Below are 17,393 nucleotides of genomic sequence, written 5' to 3'. Positions count from 1 at the left end.
AGGAGTCGACAGTGAAAGCTTGGCGGGTACACGAACTCGGCGAACCGCGCGAGGTGCTGCGGCTCGAGGAGACCGCGGATCCGGCGCCCGGCCCGGGTCAGGTGCTGGTCCGGGTGTCGGCGGCGCCGGCGAACTTCCCCGATGTGCTGCTGTGCCGGGGCCGGTATCAGATCACGCCGCCGCTGCCGTTCACGCCCGGCGTGGAACTGTGCGGTGAGGTGGTGGCCCTCGGCGAGGGCGTCACGCGGTTCGCGGTGGGCGACCGGGTGATCGGCAATCCGAATCTGCCCGGCGGCGCGTTCGCGGAACTGGCCGTGCTGGACGAAGGCAACGCGTTCCCCGCGCCACCCGCGCTGGACGACGCCGAGGCCTCGGCGCTGAGCATCGGCTACCAGACGAGCTGGTTCGCGCTGCACCGGCGCACGCGGCTGCGCGCGGGGGAGACCCTGCTGGTGCACGCGGCGGCGGGTGGTGTCGGCAGTTCCGCCGTCCAACTCGGCAAGGCCGCGGGCGCGACGGTGATCGGCGTCGTCGGCGGCGCCGACAAGGCGGAGTACTGCCGGGCGCTCGGCGCCGACCTGGTGATCGACCGGCGCAGCGAGGACTTCCTGCCCGTCGTGAAGGAGTTCACCGGCGGCCGCGGCGTCGACGTGGTCTACGACCCGGTGGGTGGCGACGCCTACGCCAAGTCCACGAAATGCATTGCGTTCGAGGGCCGTATCCTGGTCATCGGATTCGCGGGCGGCACCATTCCGGAGCCGGCGCTCAATCACGCGCTGATCAAGAACTATTCGATCATCGGACTGCACTGGGGCCTGTACAAGCAGTACGACCCGCAGGCCATCCAGGACTGCCACGTCGAGCTGACCAGGCTCGCCGCCGACGGCGCGATCAAGCCGCTGATCAGCGAGCGGCTCGCGCTGGCCGACGTCGCGGACGGTCTCGGGCGCCTCGGTGACGGCAGCACCGTCGGACGAATCGTGTTCCAGCCGTGAGCACCTCGACGATCGACCCGCGCGACGCCGTCCTGGTCGACTTCGGCGGTGTGCTCACCAGCAGCGTGCTCGACGCGTTCCGCGCCTTCGGCGCCTCCCTGGGCGATCCGGACCTGCCGATCACGTTGCTGAGCACCGATGACGAGGCGCGCCGCCTGCTCGTCGACCACGAATCCGGGCGTATCGACGCCGACGCCTTCGATCGCGGTTTCGCCGAGCGGCTGCGCGCCCACGGCGCCGATATCGACGCCGAGGACGTGAGCGCCAGAATGCAGAGCGGACTGACCGCCGACGAGGCGAGCCTCGACCTGATCCGGCGGCTGCGCGCGGCGGGCATCCCGGTGGCGCTGGTCTCCAACGCGTTCGGCCGGGATTGCTACGCCGGGTTCGACCTGGCCGCGCTCGCCGATGTCGCGGTGATCTCCGCGGAGGTCGGGATTCGTAAGCCGTCACGCCGGATCTACGAGATCGCCTGCACCCGACTGGGTGTGCGCCCGGAGCGCGCGGTGATGGTCGACGATCTGCGGCAGAACCTCGACGGTGCGGCGCGTCTGGGCATCGCCGGGGTGTTGCACACCGACGCGGCCGACACCGAACGGCAGTTGGCCGAAAGGTTCGGCATCGCCGCGTGAGCGACACGGCGGGCCCTCGCGGACGGGAAACCGGCTCGAGGCGACAGCCGGTGGGGACGGGCGGTTCCGGTCGCCCGTCCAACCCGCCGTCGGCCGCGCCCGCCGTGATCTGGGACGATGTGCCGGTGTCGGAACCGGGGACCACGCGGGTCGGTAAGGAGACGTCGGCGTTGACGCCGCGCGGTGAGCGCACCCGCACGAAGCTGGTCGACGCCGCCGAGGTGGTGTTCGCCCGGCTCGGGTTCGTCGAGACCAGGGTCGCCGACATCGTCGCCGAAGCCGGCGTCGCGCACGGCACGTTCTACGTCTACTTCGACTCCAAGGACGCCGTCTTCCACGCGGTGGTGCTCGAGCTCATCGCCGATATGCGCGACAAGGTGCGCGCCCGGCGCGGCGCTCCGCCCGCCACCGCCGTCGAGGCGATCGAATCGGCGGTGCGCGCGTATGTTTCGGCGTTTCGCGACCACGCGCGGTTGATGCTGATGTGGGGCGAGGTCGCCGGGCTCAACCCGGATCTGGACGACCTCTTACAGGCCGAGATCGCGCTGTTCATCGACCGTGCCGAGCAGATGATCACCCGCCTGCAGGACAACCGCCTCGCTGCCCGCGACGTCGACGCGCGCTACGCCGCGACCGCGCTGTGCGGCATGGTCCGCGAGTTCTGCACGCAGTGGGCCAAGACCGACGCGGACATCGACGCCGAATCCGCGTCGGCCACGCTGTGCACGCTGTGGGTGCGCGGCATCGGCCTCGTGCACGGCGCGCCGCCGGTGTGATCCGCGGCGCGCCGTCGCGCTACCGGCCGACGGTCTCGCGCCGCAGCGCCTCGCGGTCGATGGCGCGCTTGAGGATCTTGCCGGTCGCGCCCTTGGGGAGCGCATCGGCGAACTGGACGATGCGCGGAACCTTGTAGGCGGACAGCCGTTCTCGCGTCCATCGTGACACCTCGGCGGCATCCAGGGCCGCGCCGGGAACGGTGACGATCACGGCGGCGACCTCTTCGCCGTACTGATCGTCGGGCACGCCGACGACGGCCGCCTCGACGACGTCGGGGTGCTCGTACAGCACCTCCTCCACCTCACCCGGATACACGTTGTAGCCGCCGCGGATGATCAGGTCCTTCAGGCGGTCGACGATGCGCAGATCGCCGTCGGCGTCGAATTCGCCCAGGTCGCCGGTGCGGAACCAGCCGTCGGGGAAGAGCACTTCGGCGGTGGCCTCCGGACGGTTCCAGTAGCCCTTCATGATCGTGGGCCCCGCGATGAAGATCTCACCGACTTCGCCTGCCGCACAGAGGTTTCCGTCGACGTCGCGGATCTGCACCCGCATCCGGTCGACGGCGTGCCCGGTGTAGCCGATCTTCGGCCCGCGCCCGAGGTCGTTGAAGGTGCCGAACGCGGTGGTCTCGGTGAGTCCGTAGCCCTCCAGGATCGTGCAGCCGAACTTCGTCTCGAAGGCGCGCGCGACCTCCCCTGGCAGCGCCGCGCCGCCCGAGATGGCCGCCCGCAAGTCAGCGAAATCGGCCGGATCGGCGTCGGCCGCCGCATGCAGCATCGCATTCCACATCGTGGGGACCCCGGCCAGGACGGTGAGCCGGTCGCGCCGCAGCATCGTCAGCATGGCGGCGGGTTCGAACCGGCGCAGCAGCGACAGGGAACCGCCCGCGGTGAAACACGACATCATCACCGCCGACTGGCCGAACACGTGGAACAGCGGCAGGGCCGTCCCCACGCGGTCGGCCGCGGTGCTGCGCGCGGCCGACACTCCGATCTCCCCGCCCGCCAACAGATTTCCGACCGTGAGCTGGGCGCCCTTGGGCCGTCCGGTGGTGCCGGAGGTGTAGAGGATGGCGGCGGTGTCGGCGGGGTCGCGCTCGACCGCGGGCATCGGGTCGGCGTCGGCTTCAGCGCCGGCGGTGAGTTCCCGGTACGGCACGCCGGTCGCCGCCGCGGCCTCGGCGACGGCGGGGCCGAGGTCGTCCCAGGCGAGCGCGAGCGAGCATCCGGCATCGATCAGGTAGTACTCGACCTCGGCGCGCGTGGACATCGTGTTCACCGGAACCACGATCCCGCCCGCGATCTGGATGCCCAGGTAGGCGACCACGAACTCCGGCACCGAGGGCGCCGCGAGCAGGATGCGGTCGCCCGGTCGCGAGCCCGCCGCGCGCAGGGCGCCCGCGTAGCGCGAACTCAGTTCGAACAGTTGACGGTAACTCCATGCGACCCGGTCGGAGCGGACCGCGGGCCGGTCCGGTGTCGAGGCGGCATGGCGGCGGACGGGGTCGGAGACGGTGGCCATCGGCGGGATCCTTCGGTGCGCACTGTGATCTGGACCACACCGAGCGTATATGAATCTGATGTCAATTTTAAGTACTGGCGCCGATCTGTGCGCCAAGTATCTGAATCTGACGTCAGATTCGAGATAGGCTGCAGTCAGGACGCGGTGTGCGGCAGGATGCGCCCGCGCGGAGGAGAGGATCGGCTGTGCAACTCGAAGGGAAAGTCGCGATCGTCACCGGTGGCGGTGCGGGTATCGGTGCGGCGCTGGCCGCCGGCCTCGTCGCCGCGGGCGCGTGCGTGGTGGTGGCCGATATCGATGGCGCGGCGGCCGTGGACGTCGCCCGGACTGTCGCGCACGGCCGCGATGGGGTGGCGGTCGGGGTCGGTGGCGATGTCGCCGAGGCGGCGCGAATCGAAGCCCTGATCGCGCTCGCCGAACGCGAATTCGGCCCGGTGGACCTGTATTTCGCGAATGCGGGCATCGCGGGCGCGCCCGGACTGGACGCGGGGGAGGCGGACTGGGATCGCTCGCTCGAGGTCAATCTCCGCGCGCACATCCGAGCCGCGCAGCTGCTGGTGCCCGGTTGGGTGGAGCGCGGCGAGGGGTACTTCGTCAGCACCGCCTCGGCCGCCGGCTTGCTCACGCAGATCGGTTCGGCGACCTACGCGGTGACCAAGCACGCCGCCGTCGCGTTCGCGGAGTGGTTGAGCGTCACCTATGGCGACCAGGGTGTTCGAGTGAGCTGCCTGTGCCCGATGGGCGTGAACACGAAACTGCTCTACGCCGGGGAGGATTCGGGTGACCGGCTCGGCGCCGCCGCGTCGCGGGCGGTCACCACGGCGGGTGCGGTGCTCGAACCGGCGGACGTGGCGAAGGCGGTGCTGGACGCGGTCGCCGAGGAGCGCTTCCTGATCCTGCCGCACGCCGAGGTGCTCGACATGTACCGGCAGAAGGGCGCCGATTACGACCGGTGGTTGCGGGGGATGCGGCGCTACCAGCGCTCCCTGCTCGAGGGGGCGCCGTGAGTGTTTCGCGAAAGATCCTGGGCCACAATGTGATGTGACATTGCTATAGATAAGTTGCCCAGGCTGTACCCCGCATTCGCCTTCTCGCAGGTGCGAATGCGGGGTATGTCGGTATAAGTGCCCTGTGAACAGTACTTACACAACTCTTCTCGGCTCGGGCCCCGGGGTGCGGTCCGCGGTGCTCGCCGAAAAGGTGTGATTGACATTACTCCGCTCCTGTCTCAAACTAGGCGGACTCGTATTGAAGTTGGTGTCAAGTTTACTTTCGGCCTCGCGCCGGGAGTGGGCGAAGCAGCCGGAGGAGCACGCGTATGACCGCACCACCCCAGGACCCCGCAGGCCGCACCGCGGCGCCCGCCGCGCCGCCGCGCGACAACCGCCGCGCCCATCGCAAACTGCTCGCCGCGGGACTCGTCGGCAGCTCGATCGAGTGGTACGACTTCTTCCTCTACGGCACCGCCGCCGCCCTGGTGTTCCCCCAGGTGTTCTTCCCGAACAGCTCCGCGCTGATGGGCACGCTGCTCTCGTTCAGCACCTTCTGGGCGGGGTTCGTCGCGCGGCCGCTCGGCGGCGTGCTGGCCGGGCACTTCGGCGACAAGTACGGCCGCAAGCCGGCCGTGGTCGTCTGCCTGATCGGGATGGGCGTGGCGACCTTCCTGATCGGCTGCCTGCCCAGCGCGAACGCGATCGGCGTCGCCGCGCCGATCCTGCTGGTCTCGCTGCGCTTCGTGCAGGGCATGGCGTGCGGCGGGCAGTGGGGCGGCATCGTGCTGTTGCTGACCGAATCGGCGAGTCCGAAAAAGCGGGGATTCGCAGGCACTTTCGGGCAGATGGGCGTCCCGCTGGGCGTGATCCTCGGCAATGTGGTGTTCCTGATCGCCACCGCCGCGCTCTCCGAGGAGGCCTTCCTGAGCTGGGGCTGGCGAATTCCGTTCCTGTGCAGCGCTTTGCTGTTCCCGGTGGTGCTCTATATCCAGACCAAGGTCGAGGACACTCCCGAATTCCGGGAATTGCAGAAGGAAGTCGCGCAGAAGCGCACCACGGCGGTGGCGCAGGCGCCGCTGTCGGAGGCGGTCCGGTCGCACTGGCGCAAGATCTTGCTCGGCTGCGGGTTGCTCGCGGCGACCAACGCATCGTTCTACATCGGCATCGCGGGCGTACTCAGCTATGCCACAAAGGATCTCGGCATGAACCACAACGACATCCTGTCCATGTCGTTGCTCGCCTCGCTGATCGGCTGCGCGGTGATCCTGTGGTCGGGCGCGCGGTCCGATCGCGTCGGGCGCAGGCCGTTGATCCTGATCGGCGGCGCCGGGCTGGCGCTGTGGGCCGTGCCGTACTTCCTGCTCGTCGACACCGCGCAGCTGCCGCTGTTCTTCGTGGCGGTGGCGGTGGGATCGATCTTCCAGTCGATGACCTACGGTCCGCTGGCCGCGTTCATGGGCGAGCTGTTCGAGCCGCGGCTGCGGTATTCGGGTGCGTCACTGGCGTATCAGTTGGCCGCCATCACGGTGAGCGGCGGCACGCCGTTCATCATGACCGCGCTGATCGCCAACACCGGCACGACCGTGCTGGTGTCGGTCTACCTGGCGCTGATGGGTCTGATCACGGTGTTCAGCGCCTGGGTGCTGAAGGAGACCAACCCGCCCGAGGTGCGTAACGACCCGAAAGCCGTTCCCGGCGAACACCTCTACGTCTGAGTTCGGTGGCGTCGCGGGTGCTTTCGCGGCGCCACCAACTTGTATCTGATGTCAACAATAAGTACGAACGAAGATATGCGTTTTCATGAAGGTTCGTAAGTTCGCCGCGTCGGCGGCCCTGGCCGTCGCGTCCCTCTCGGTTACCGCGGGCACGGTCCACGCGGAACCGTTGAGCGTCGATCTCGCCCCGAACGTCAACTACACCGCCTACAACAACGGTGCGACCGCGGTGATCACCGTGGACGCGGGGCAGCTGATCGTCGACGATGGGCGCTTCCAGATCCGCGCCGACGACGGCACGGTGCTGGCCGGGGTGCCGCTCGAGTTCAACGTGAACAACGTCGCGTTCCCGATCGACGCCGAGATCGACGGCAGGACAGCGCGATTGACGCCGTCCCTGGACCCGGACCGGGCACGGACCGAACCGGTCGCGCTGCCGTTCCAGGATCAGGCGCCGTGGAAGACGCCCTACGAGCGCGAGGTCGCGGCGTTCTCCCGGATGGCGAGCACGATCACGGTCGCCGGTGTGGTCGGCGGCATCGCGGGCGCCGTCGGCGCGGGTGTGATCGGCTGCCTGGTCGGCGGGGTGACGCTGGCCGCGGCGACCAGCCCGATCGCGATGATGTTCGGCGCGGGACCGATCGCGGGTTGTCTCATCGGCGCGGGCGCGTTGGCGCCCATCGGGGCCGTCGGCGGGTCGCTGTTCGTGGGCGCGCCGGTCGCGACGGCGGCGGTGATCCAGTACTTCACGACCATCAACGAACCGTTCCCGGTGAAGTGAAAGTAGCTGGCGTGACACAGAACTCACGCTGAGTATGCGGAGGGATCCCTGCCCTCGGCCCGATCTCGGTCGGTGCGCATCCGCGCACCGGCCGGGATCGGGGTATCCGAGGTTTATCGAAGGGTATGAACCGCAACGGATTACGCGGCGAGCAGGCGAGCCGCTCGGGATTCGTCCACGCCGCCGCGCCAGGCGGCGAGGGGGAGCGTGATGTCGGAGCGGGGCGCGCCGCGCAGGGCGACGGCGTGCACCTCGGCGCGGGAGACGAAGCGATCCCACGCGGGCGCGAGCGCCGGGGTGGGGAGGCACGGTCACCGCGCACCGCCGAGAACCGCGTGAACTTCGCCGCCGAGGGTGGAAAGGCGACCGCTGGAGGCGCTGGCCATGAGCGCCGGATCAGGCACCGCCCGCACGGTGGCCATGAACCATTACCTCACAGTTGCCGCCTTTTGCCGAGTGCTCCGGGGCCGGAACGATCCGCCTTCAGTTCGCGAACCGCAGCAGCGTGAGGCACGGCCGGTAGTTCTTCAGCACCGGTGCGTGGGAGAAGAAGCTGAGCAGCGGGGAACCCCAGAGCCCGCGGCCGGGGGCGAGGTCCACGTCGGTGGCCGACGCGACGCCGGGGATCTCGCCGGCCAACCGGGCCGCCTCGGCGACCGAGAGGTGGAACGGCATGGGCGGGGCCTGGTAGTCGGAATGCTTGGCGAGCTTCATGCCCGACAGCGTCTTCTTGCTGAACCACGCCGGGATGCTGTCGAAGAGGAGCCTGCCGCCGGGGAAGCGGGCCGCGCAGTCGGCGATCAGCGAGAGGACGTCGGCGCGCTCGAAGTACATGAACAGCCCCTCGGCGCTGAGGAACGTCGGCGTGCCCGGCTCGACGGCGTCGAACCAGGAGCGGTCCAGCGCGGACGCGGCCACGTGCGTGAGGCGGGGTTCGGCGGGCAGCAGCCGCTCACGCAGGGCGATCATCTCGGGCAGGTCGACCGACACCCAGCGCACGGTGGGGTCGGCGAGGCGCCAGAAACTCGTCTGCAAACCCTCGCCGAGCGCGACCACCACGCCGTCGGGATGTTCCGCACGGAAGTCGCGGATGGCGTTGTCGAAGGTGAGCGCCCGCAGCGGATGGGTCTGGCTCGGCCCGCCGAAGTCGTCGTACGGGTAGTCGATCGTCTCGTACAGCCGCACCGACTCCGGGTCCTCGTACGTGGAATCGGGCCGGAGGGCTTCGACCGCGCGATTGCGCAACGTCCACAGCGCCGTCGCCGGGACACCACGCAACGCCGTACCGTCGATCTTGTCAGCACACATGAGCTCTCCGTTCGAACGCCCGCGTGAGGTGGGTCCCACGGTAACTCGCCGCGCGGTCTCCTGTGCGAGCTACCTTTCGCGAGCCGGGGGCCGTGGGCGGTGGCGCGTCCATCGGGAGGTTGGCCGTCGCACTCGGCGGGCCGTTCGCACGGCCTGCGCCGCCGACCTCCCCGAGTCACTCACGCACACCGCACCGCGTGCACCCGTCCCCGATCCGGGTCCCTGCGACTATCGGTGCGGCCAGTAGATCGGCGCGCCGATTCGTTGCCTGCCGCCGTATTCACGGAGGTCCGACATCGGGCAATTCGACGCGGCCGCCGTCATTGTCCGCGTGTCCATTACGACTCCGAACCGTAGATATCCGAAATGGGAAACGGCAATTCCGTCAGGGATTTCGCTGCGGCGTAATAGCGAAAGGCTGTGAAAGCTGTTGCGCCGGTACCGGTTCGCGGTGCGATATTTCCGGATGGTCGGGTATCCGGTGGGCGGGAACGGGGAGGGTGCTGCATACTACGTCGGGGCGGCGGGCTGCTGTCCTACGCGAATGCGTTTACGGATTAACTCTCCGGGGGTTTGAAATACATGACTGACTTGGCATCTCGCGGGCGCGTCCGGGCCCGGCGCTTGCGCAAGCCGTTGCTGGCCGTCGCGGCGGCCTCGATGGCGGCGGCGCTGGTCGCCGGGTGCGGCGGCGGCTCCGACTCCGAACCGGCTTCGGCCGGACCGCCGCCCGGCACACCGCTCCCCGAGGGGGCGCAGTTGGTGCAGGAGAGCTCCAAGACCACCCAGACGTTGCAGTCGGTGCACTTGGACCTGCTGGTCGCGAACATCCCCGGCCTGCCGGTGGAGAGCGTCTCGGCCGACGTCACCAACCAGCCACAGGGCGCGGGCCAGGCCATCGGCGAGGCCAAGGTGCGTACCGAACCCGACGGCCCGTTCATCGATTCCAAGTTCATCGTCGTGGACAAGACGCTGTACGCGCAGACCGGCGGCGCCTCCTACGCGCCGGTCGGCGACGCCGAGAAGATGTACGACCCGGGCGTGATCCTGGACAAGGACAAGGGTCTGGCCAACGTCCTCGCGAACGTGGAGAACGCGAAAGCCGAAGCGCGCGAGAAGATCGACGGCATCGACACCGTGAAGGTCACCGGCACCATCGACGCGAAGGTCATCGACCCGATCGTGCCGCGCGTCGGGGAGAACGCGGGCACCATGCCGATCACGCTGTGGATCACCGACGTCGCCCCGCCCACCTCCGAGGTGTCGCTGCCCTCGCAGGACGCGTCGCCGGGCACCGGCCCGAACCTGGTGCGCGCCGTCGTCACCAAGGATTCCGGCACCGTCACCGTCACCCTGTCGGGGTGGGGCAAGAAGGTCGAGGTCGTCAAGCCGCAGGGCTGACGAAACCGGCACGGCCGGAGCGGTTTCCGCTCCGTCGTTCACCGCCGAACGGCCGGCCGGGAGTCCTGCCCGTGGACTCCCGGCCGCGTTCCGGCGTCTTTCGCGTTCACGGGATACGCCTCGGCGCACCGTGATACGGCGCCGAGCCGTCGGTCACGCGCGCTGCCGTGAGAAAGGCGGCGGCGCAGCCGATTAAGCGATTGTTCAGTGAAATACAAGGCGTCGCGCGGACGCTACGGCCCGGAAGTTCGCACGGCCGTAGCCCGCGACGCCGCAGTGCCGGAGCAGAACCGGCGAATGACCATGATCGGCGGACGCCCGATTCCGATCGGACGACCGCGCACGGAGGAATGCAGATGACGACGAGTGACCGCCCGGACGTCGAGGAGCGGGACTTCCGTCGGCCTCCCGGTCCGCCCGGACCGCCACCGGTGTCGAACGTGTGGGTCTACAACGGGCGCGCCTACGACCTGAGCGAGTGGATCTCGAAGCATCCCGGCGGTGAATTCTTCATCGGCCGCACCAAGAATCGCGATATCACCTCGATCATCGGCTCCTACCACAAGGATCCGGAGAAGATCGGGAAGATGATCGAGCGCTACGCGCTGGACCGCCGCGCGCTGCCCGAGGACATCCACCCGAAGAACAACGCGCCCGACTTCCTGTTCAAGGAGGGTTTCGACAGCTGGCGCGACACCCCCAAGTACCGGTTCGACGACAAGAACGACCTGCTGCACAAGGTCAAGGCCCGGCTGAAGGAGCCGGCGATGGCCGCGAAACTGAAGCGCATGGACCGCCTGTTCGACGTCGTGGCGGTGCTGATGGTCATCGCCTACTTCGCGGTGCAGGGCCTGCGGTTGTCGGTGCCGGCGTGGATGCCGTTGCCGCTGTTCGTCTTCCTGATGGTGGTGCTGCGCAGCTCGCTCGCCGGGTTCGGTCACTACGCGATCCACCGTGCCCAGAAGGGCATGAACAAGATCTACACCAACGCCTTCGACCTGAACTACGTGGCGCTCTCGTTCGTCACCGCCGACGGTCACGCGCTGCTGCACCACCCGCACACGCAGAGCGAAGTCGACATCAAGAAGAACGTCTTCACGATGATGATGCGGGTGCCGCGGCTGTACCGGGTGCCGATCCACACGCTGCACAAGTTCGGGCACACGGTCACCGGCATGACGATCCGCCTGCTCGACGTGTGCCGCCTCACCAGCAAGGTGGGCGTGAAGGACATGTACGGCACCTGGGGCGGCGCGCTGCCGCACTTCATCGGGTCGTTCGGGGTGCGCTTCTTGCTGGTGGCCGAGCTGGTGCTGTTCGTCCTGGCGGGCGATTTCTGGGCCTGGGCACTGCAATTCGTGATCACACTGTGGATCAGCACCTTCCTCGTGGTGGCGAGTCACGACTTCGACGTCGACACCGAGGATCTGCACACCGACACCGAGGACTGGGGCGTCAACCAGCTCGAGCAGGCCTACGACCTGACCGTCGTCGGCAACCGCTACGTCGACTGCTTCCTCTCGGCGGGCCTGAGCCCGCATCGCGTGCACCACGTATTGCCCTACCAGCGCAGCGGATTCGCCAATATCGCCACCGAGGAGGTGGTGCGCGAGGAGGCGGCGAAGTTCGGCGTCGAATGGCTGCCGCCCAAGAGCTTCTTCGGCGACCGCTTCCCGGCGCTGGTCAAGACCTACCTGATGTCGCGCTCTCACGAAGCGGAGGAACGCGATTGGGGTTTCGTGCGGGAGCACTGCTCGCCCACCGCCCTGAAGACCTGCGCCGTGTACACGGTCCAGGGCTTCACCGGAATCGGGACCGTCTGAGCGTGCCCGTCGAAACCCACTCTGTCCGAAAGGAATCCACTCCTGTGTCTGTCACCATCGACGAAGGCGGTGTCGCGCCCGCGACGTCGCGGCACACGGCGCGGCGCGGGCACGACTTCGCCCACGCGCTGCCACCCGCCCCGCCGACCACGGTCGGCGTGATCGAGGGCGTCGCCACCGCCGCTCCGGAGCGGTCCGTCGATCAGGCCGCGGCCGCCGACCTGGTGGCGGGCTTGTTCGCCGATCCCGCGCAGCGGGCGCGCATTCCGCGCGTCTACCAGAAAACCCGCATAGCGACCCGGCGCCTGGCCGTCGACCCCGTCGATCCCGAATTCCTCTCCTACAGCAGGGAATCCGCGACCATCCGGGACCGGATGCATCTCTTCTACCGGCATGCCGTGCCGCTGGCCGTGGACGCGGCGGGCCGGGCGCTCGCCGATGCCGGCTGCGAGCCCGCCGATATCGGGTTGCTGGTGTTCGTCACCAGCACGGGCCTGATCGCGCCCGGTGTGGACGTGGCGGTGGTGAAGCAGCTCGGGCTCGCGCCCACGGTGCACCGCGTAGTGGTGAACTTCATGGGGTGCGCGGCCGCGATGAATGGCATTCGCGCCGCAGTGGACCATGTGCGTGCCCACCCCGACCGCAAGGCGCTGGTCATCTGCCTCGAACTCAGTTCGGTGAACGCGGTGTTCGACGACGACATCAACGATGTCATCACCCACAGCCTGTTCGGCGACGGCTGCGGCGCGCTCGTGATCGGCGCGAGCCAGGTGCATCAGCCGCTCGCGGCGGGCAGCATCGTGCTCCGCGACAGCTTCAGCCACCTGTTCGACGACGCCGAGGACGGCATCGTGCTCGGCGTCAACGACAACGGCATCACCTGCGAGCTGTCGGAGAACCTGCCCGACTACATCTACCGCGGCGTCGACCCGGTGCTCGCGGAAGTGCTGGAGCGCAACGGATTACGCAAGTCCGACATCGACCTGTGGGCGATCCACCCTGGCGGCCCCAAGATCATCGAGGAGTCGGCGCGCTCGCTCGGCCTGCCCGCCGATCGGGCGGCGGTGAGCTGGGAAGTGCTGGCCGAGTACGGCAACATGCTGAGCGTTTCGCTGATCTTCGTGCTGGAGCGGATGATCCGGCAGGAGGCGACGGCGCCGCTGTCCACCGGCGTCGGGTTCTCCTTCGCGCCGGGTGTCACGCTCGAAGGCTTCGTCTTCGACATCGTCCGGCCGTAGCGCCGAATCGCAAGGGCGGCAACAGTGCAACTCGTCAGATTCCTGATCTCCATCTCCTGGGCGCGGATCGCGGCCGTCGTGCTCGCCGGTCTGGTGACCGGCGCGGCCAACACCTATCTGGTGGCGCTGATCAAGAGCGTCGTCTCCCCGGAGCCGCACCGCGAACACCTGGCGCTGCATTTCGCCGCGACCGTCGCGGTGGTGCTGGTGGCGGGGGTGCTGTCGCAGGTGCTGCTGGTGCGGCTCGCGCAGGACGCGATCTACCGGCTGCGGGCCGAGCTCAGCGCCCGGATCGTCGCCGCGCCACTGGAGCATCTGGAGCGGCTCGGCATGCACCGGTTGGTCGCGACGCTCACCGAGGACGTGCGCGCGCTCTCCCAGGCGGTGACCGCGATCCCGGCCATCTGCGTCGACGTGGCCACCATCATCGGGTGCTTCGTGTTCCTCGCGGTGGTGTCGGGGCCGATCTTCCTGGTGACGGTGGCGGGCACGCTGCTCGGCATCGCCTGCGTGGAAATGGTTCTCGAGCGCGTGCGCGCCATCTACCGGGACGCGCGCGAGCACGAGGACGCGCTGCTGCGCTCGTTCCAATCGGTGACCCTCGGGATCAAGGAACTCAAACTGCACCGGGGCCGCAGGCGCGATTTCATGGATCGCCACCTGCTCGGCACCGCGGGCGAGCTGCGCGAACAGAACGTGGACGCGGGCACGAAATTCTCGGTGGCGCAAGGCTTCGGGCAGCTGCTGCAGCTGGCCACCATGGCGCTGATCCTGTTCGTGATCGCCGCCGCGCTGGACCTGCCGCGCGACGTGATGATCGGCTACGTCCTGGTGACGACCTTCCTGGCCATGCCGATGCAGAACTTCATGCACCGCATCCCCGATCTGCTGCGCGGCGATGTGGCGCTGGCCAAGATCCGCGCCATGAACCTGTCGATGGAGACCTTCCACGACGAGGACCGGCTCCCGTTCGACGACCGCCCGCCGGTGGACGAGGCGCGGCTCGAGCTGGCGAACGTGAGCTATTCGTATCTGATGGAGCCGCCCCCGCCGGTGCCGGTGGGCGCGGGCGGGCCTCCGCCACGCGGGCACGGTGGACCGCCGCCGTTCCCGCCCCCGGGCCACGGCGGGCCGGGCCGCCCGCATCCCGGCGGGCGTCCGGATGTGAACGGCGCGCGCCGCCTCGACCACGGTCGCGCCGACGGCAGGCCGGTGCCGATGGGGCCGCCCCCGCTCGGCGACCCCGAGGACGGCTTCACCCTCGGCCCGATCGATCTCGTGCTCGAACCCGGGCAGATCACGTTCGTGGTCGGCGGCAACGGCAGCGGCAAATCCACGCTGGCCAAACTGATCACGGGCCTGTACGTGCCGCGCACCGGTTCGCTGGCGCTCAACGGCGAGAAGATCGACCACGAGAATATCGAGTGGTTCCGGCAGAACTCCTCGGCCGTGTTCACCGACTTCCACCTGTTCGAGGACTACCTCGGCTTCGACCGGCCCGACCTCGACGACGAGGTGCGCCACTACCTCGAGGTGCTGCGGATCGCGGACAAGGTCACCGTGCGTGACGGGCGGCTGTCCACGCTCGCGCTCTCGCAGGGGCAGCGCAAACGGCTGGCGCTGCTCACCGCGCTGCTCGAGGACCGGCAGATCTACGTGTTCGACGAATGGGCCGCCGACCAGGAGCCCCGCTTCCGCGAGGTCTTCTACCGGGAGATCCTGTCGGACCTGAAACGGCGCGGGAAGACCGTCGTGGTGATCACCCACGACGACCGGTACTTCTCGCTGGCCGACCGGATCGTCAAGCTAGAGTTCGGTCGCGTGGTCGAATGACCGCGGAGCCCTGGCGGCTCCGGGACGCGAAGGGGGTCGAATGTTTCGTCGGTTGGTGCTCGCGGGCTTGGTGCTCGTCGCCGCGGGGTGCGGCGGTTCGGCGGAGAGTCGCGAGGAGCCCGATTTCTGGTCGGTGAAACCCGAATCCGGGGAGCGCGAGGGGGAGGTGGTCCAGCGGGCTCGGGCGATCGATCCGTGCGCACTGGTGCCGGGCGAGGAACTGGCGAAATACGGGACCGTGGTGAAGGTCCGGTACGCCGATGTCGACCGCTGCGAGGCGCGGCTGGATTCGTTGGATGCGCCGGGCATCCTGATCGGCACGACTGTCGCGACAGGGAAGGCGGCCCGTGCGCGCGCCGGTTCCACCGAGGGCACGGCGTTGACCGCGGGCGAGGTGTCGGGGCGGTTGCGCTCGGTCGTGGGGCGGCCGGGCCCGGATGCCACCGATCACGAGCGCATGCCGGGGTGCTCGGCGCGCTGGGAACTCCCCGCGGGCGTCGAACTGGGGACCTACGTGCACGCGCCGTCGACGGAGCGGGCGTGCGCGATCGCGGAGTCCACCGCGCGCGTAGCGCTCGAGCGGTGGGCGGCCGAGCCCACGGCCTCCGAGGTACCCACCCGCACCGCTCTCGTCGGCGCCGATCCGTGCGCCGCGCTCGAACGGCTCGACGCCGTCCCGACGCCCGGTGAACAGCAGAGTTCGGTCTGCGCGTTCACCTTCGAGGGTGAGCAGGCGATGATCCACTACGAGTACGTCTCCCGGTCGTTGCTAGGCACCGAGCCCGAGCCGGGCAGTGATGTGGCCGCGAGCGAGGTGACGGTCGCAGGTCGCACTGTCACGCGGCGCGACCAGGCGACGCTGCTGTCCTACCACCTGCCGATCGCGGACGTGCCGGATCCGGATATCGATCCCGAAAACCCGTCCATACCAACGGCTTCGGTGTACCTGGTCAAGAAGGATGGGAACCCGAACACCGACAAGGACGCGGTGCTGACCCGCATCACCACGGAGGTGGCGGCGCTCTTCCCGTGAGCGGGATCGTCGCCTCACGCGGTGCGCGCCACCGGCTTTCGGGTCGCGGCCAGCTTCTCCAGCAGGTCCGCGCTCTCGTTCGCGGCGTCGTGCTCGGCCATCTCGTCCCTGATCTTCCCCGCGGCGGCGCGGAATCCGGGTTCGGTGAGCACGCGGCGCACGGCGTCGCGGACGCGTCCGGGCGCGGGGTGGGTCTTGCCGAGGCGCAAGCCCGCGCCGGACCACTGGATGCGGGCGGCGTTCTCGGCCTTCTCTTCCGTGGTCCCGGCCTGCACGATCGGAACCCCGTGCGCCAGTGCGAGAGTGACGCCCGTGTAGCCGCCGTTGGTCACGAAGACGTTCGCGCGGGCGAGCAGGATGCCGTACGGAATCCACTCGGCCACCACGCAGTTGGCGGGCAGGTGGCCGCCGTAGGCGCGCTCCACCTCGGTGCGGGAAGGCCCGCCCGTGGTGACGACCACGCGGACCGGTTCGCCGTCGAGTCCGCGCAGGGCGGGCACGATCAGCTCGTCGAGGTCGTTGCGCAGGCTGCCCTGGGTGACGTGCACCAGCGGACGCTCCTCGCGCGCCAGCTCGGACCACCACTCCGGCGGCTCCCACGCGGGCGGGTCGGGGCGCAGCGCGCCGATCCAGTGGACGTGCGCGGGCAGGTCCCGGTGCGGGTACTCGAACGACGGGGTGCACGCCTGCAGGTGCAGCATCGGCGACATCAACGCCGCCAGAGCGGGTTTCGGGTCGGGTGGCAGGCCGAGATCGGCCCGCACCCGCCGGTAGGTGCGCTCGGCGTCGGCGAAGATCAGCCGTGCGGCCGCCGCGCGGATGACGCGGTTGCGCAGGGGCCCGAGAGGGCCGCGCATGGGCAGCAACCCGGGCCCGAACGGGGGTGTATCGGGATCGTCGTAGGGGAGCGGCCCGTCGGCGAACGTCGCCCACGGGATGTTCTCCAGTTCCGACGCCATGCCCACGCCGTAGCTCAACCCCTCGGTGAGCATGGCGTCCACAGGGTGGTCGGCGAGGATCCGGCGCAGGTCGGCGACGCGTTGCGGCGCGTGGCCGACGAAGATCTCCGCGAAACCCTTGCCGATCATCTTCGGCCCCGACATGCCGCGGAACTCCGGGAAGAACTGGAACATATCGACCCCGCTGAAGTCGGGCGCCTCGACGTAGGGCAGCGGTTTCGCCCCGGTACGCGCCAGCCGGTCGTGGAAGGCGTTGCCCGCGTACCAGAGCACCGTGTGCCCGCGCTCGACCAGCCGCGCGGCGATCGGCATCGGGTTGGTGGTGTGCGCCTCGATCGCGACGGACGCGAACAGAAAGGTAGCCATCGAACTTCTCCGGGTGTGT

The 17,393-nt window shown here is 69.1% G+C and carries 14 protein-coding genes; 11 read left to right on the top strand and 3 right to left on the bottom strand.

The window, feature by feature from the left end; genetic code table 11:
• The first annotated feature begins 11 nt into the window (after nt 1–11).
• From DFR74_RS12935 to DFR74_RS12925, 3 genes are read left to right on the top strand one after another with little or no spacing between them, the layout of a single operon-like run.
• On the top strand, nt 12–995 hold the full coding sequence (locus DFR74_RS12935; RefSeq protein ID WP_067513875.1) for an NADPH:quinone oxidoreductase family protein: 984 nt from the start codon (nt 12–14) through the stop codon (nt 993–995).
• Nucleotides 992–1,627, top strand: coding sequence for an HAD family hydrolase (locus DFR74_RS12930; protein ID WP_067513874.1), 636 nt, complete (start codon nt 992–994; stop codon nt 1,625–1,627). Before DFR74_RS12935 ends, DFR74_RS12930 begins: the two co-directional genes overlap by 4 nt.
• Nucleotides 1,628–1,677: 50 nt before the next feature.
• Nucleotides 1,678–2,403 carry a TetR/AcrR family transcriptional regulator gene (locus DFR74_RS12925; RefSeq protein ID WP_170160742.1) on the top strand — a complete coding sequence of 242 codons (726 nt, stop codon included), beginning with the start codon at nt 1,678–1,680 and terminating at the stop codon, nt 2,401–2,403.
• 19 nt (nt 2,404–2,422) lie between these two features.
• Here DFR74_RS12925 and DFR74_RS12920 read toward each other — a convergent pair whose 3' ends face one another.
• Nucleotides 2,423–3,925, bottom strand: a complete 1,503-nt coding sequence (locus DFR74_RS12920) for an AMP-binding protein (protein WP_067513873.1) — start codon at nt 3,923–3,925, stop codon at nt 2,423–2,425.
• 185 nt (nt 3,926–4,110) lie between these two features.
• Between DFR74_RS12920 and DFR74_RS12915 the strand changes: the two genes are divergently transcribed.
• The 3 genes from DFR74_RS12915 (at nt 4,111) to DFR74_RS12905 (ending at nt 7,413) form a co-directional block, all read left to right on the top strand.
• Nucleotides 4,111–4,932 (top strand): SDR family oxidoreductase, encoded by an 822-nt coding sequence (locus DFR74_RS12915; protein WP_067513872.1) that lies wholly within the window; start codon nt 4,111–4,113, stop codon nt 4,930–4,932.
• A 311-nt stretch (nt 4,933–5,243) separates the two neighbouring features.
• On the top strand, nt 5,244–6,632 hold the full coding sequence (locus DFR74_RS12910) for an MFS transporter (RefSeq protein WP_084538156.1): 1,389 nt from the start codon (nt 5,244–5,246) through the stop codon (nt 6,630–6,632).
• An 85-nt stretch (nt 6,633–6,717) separates the two neighbouring features.
• Nucleotides 6,718–7,413 (top strand): hypothetical protein, encoded by a 696-nt coding sequence (locus tag DFR74_RS12905; protein ID WP_067513871.1) that lies wholly within the window; start codon nt 6,718–6,720, stop codon nt 7,411–7,413.
• 483 nt (nt 7,414–7,896) lie between these two features.
• On the opposite strand, the gene DFR74_RS12900 is transcribed toward DFR74_RS12905, so the two are convergent.
• A complete protein-coding gene (locus DFR74_RS12900; protein ID WP_067513870.1) occupies nt 7,897–8,721 on the bottom strand; it encodes a class I SAM-dependent methyltransferase in 825 nt (274 codons plus the stop codon).
• 582 nt (nt 8,722–9,303) lie between these two features.
• On the opposite strand from DFR74_RS12900, the gene DFR74_RS12895 reads away from it, so the two are divergent.
• The 5 genes from DFR74_RS12895 to DFR74_RS12875 all read left to right on the top strand — a co-directional run bounded on the left by DFR74_RS12895 (nt 9,304) and on the right by DFR74_RS12875 (nt 16,049).
• Nucleotides 9,304–10,122 carry an LppX_LprAFG lipoprotein gene (locus DFR74_RS12895; RefSeq protein WP_067513869.1) on the top strand — a complete coding sequence of 273 codons (819 nt, stop codon included), beginning with the start codon at nt 9,304–9,306 and terminating at the stop codon, nt 10,120–10,122.
• Between the two features lie 356 nt (nt 10,123–10,478).
• Entirely contained in the window at nt 10,479–11,945 is a 1,467-nt protein-coding gene (locus DFR74_RS12890) for a fatty acid desaturase (protein ID WP_067513884.1), read from the top strand.
• Between the two features lie 44 nt (nt 11,946–11,989).
• Nucleotides 11,990–13,183 (top strand): type III polyketide synthase, encoded by a 1,194-nt coding sequence (locus DFR74_RS12885; protein ID WP_067513868.1) that lies wholly within the window; start codon nt 11,990–11,992, stop codon nt 13,181–13,183.
• Between the two features lie 24 nt (nt 13,184–13,207).
• On the top strand, nt 13,208–15,016 hold the full coding sequence (locus DFR74_RS12880) for an ATP-binding cassette domain-containing protein (protein WP_067513867.1): 1,809 nt from the start codon (nt 13,208–13,210) through the stop codon (nt 15,014–15,016).
• A gap of 40 nt (nt 15,017–15,056) precedes the next feature.
• Nucleotides 15,057–16,049, top strand: a complete 993-nt coding sequence (locus tag DFR74_RS12875; RefSeq protein WP_147265789.1) for a hypothetical protein — start codon at nt 15,057–15,059, stop codon at nt 16,047–16,049.
• Between the two features lie 14 nt (nt 16,050–16,063).
• Here the strand turns inward: DFR74_RS12875 and DFR74_RS12870 are convergent, their stop codons facing one another.
• The gene (locus tag DFR74_RS12870) at nt 16,064–17,374 is read right to left on the bottom strand and encodes a glycosyltransferase (RefSeq protein ID WP_067513865.1); all 1,311 of its coding nucleotides are present in this window, start codon (nt 17,372–17,374) and stop codon (nt 16,064–16,066) included.
• Between the last annotated feature and the right edge of the window lie 19 nt (nt 17,375–17,393).

This window comes from Nocardia puris, assembly GCF_003315035.1.
Lineage (GTDB): Bacteria > Actinomycetota > Actinomycetes > Mycobacteriales > Mycobacteriaceae > Nocardia > Nocardia puris.
The sequence above is the reverse complement of the archived record's forward strand: the minus strand, read 5'-3'. Positions and strand labels throughout refer to the sequence as shown.

Coding starts and splice junctions, on each gene's coding strand:
- DFR74_RS12905 (WP_067513871.1), top strand. CDS start 6,718: ATGAAGGTTCGTAAGTTCGCCGCGTCGGCGGCCCTGGCCGTCGCGTCC.
- DFR74_RS12920 (WP_067513873.1), bottom strand. CDS start 3,925: ATGGCCACCGTCTCCGACCCCGTCCGCCGCCATGCCGCCTCGACACCG.
- DFR74_RS12890 (WP_067513884.1), top strand. CDS start 10,479: ATGACGACGAGTGACCGCCCGGACGTCGAGGAGCGGGACTTCCGTCGG.
- DFR74_RS12900 (WP_067513870.1), bottom strand. CDS start 8,721: ATGTGTGCTGACAAGATCGACGGTACGGCGTTGCGTGGTGTCCCGGCG.
- DFR74_RS12875 (WP_147265789.1), top strand. CDS start 15,057: ATGTTTCGTCGGTTGGTGCTCGCGGGCTTGGTGCTCGTCGCCGCGGGG.
- DFR74_RS12870 (WP_067513865.1), bottom strand. CDS start 17,374: ATGGCTACCTTTCTGTTCGCGTCCGTCGCGATCGAGGCGCACACCACC.
- DFR74_RS12910 (WP_084538156.1), top strand. CDS start 5,244: ATGACCGCACCACCCCAGGACCCCGCAGGCCGCACCGCGGCGCCCGCC.
- DFR74_RS12895 (WP_067513869.1), top strand. CDS start 9,304: ATGACTGACTTGGCATCTCGCGGGCGCGTCCGGGCCCGGCGCTTGCGC.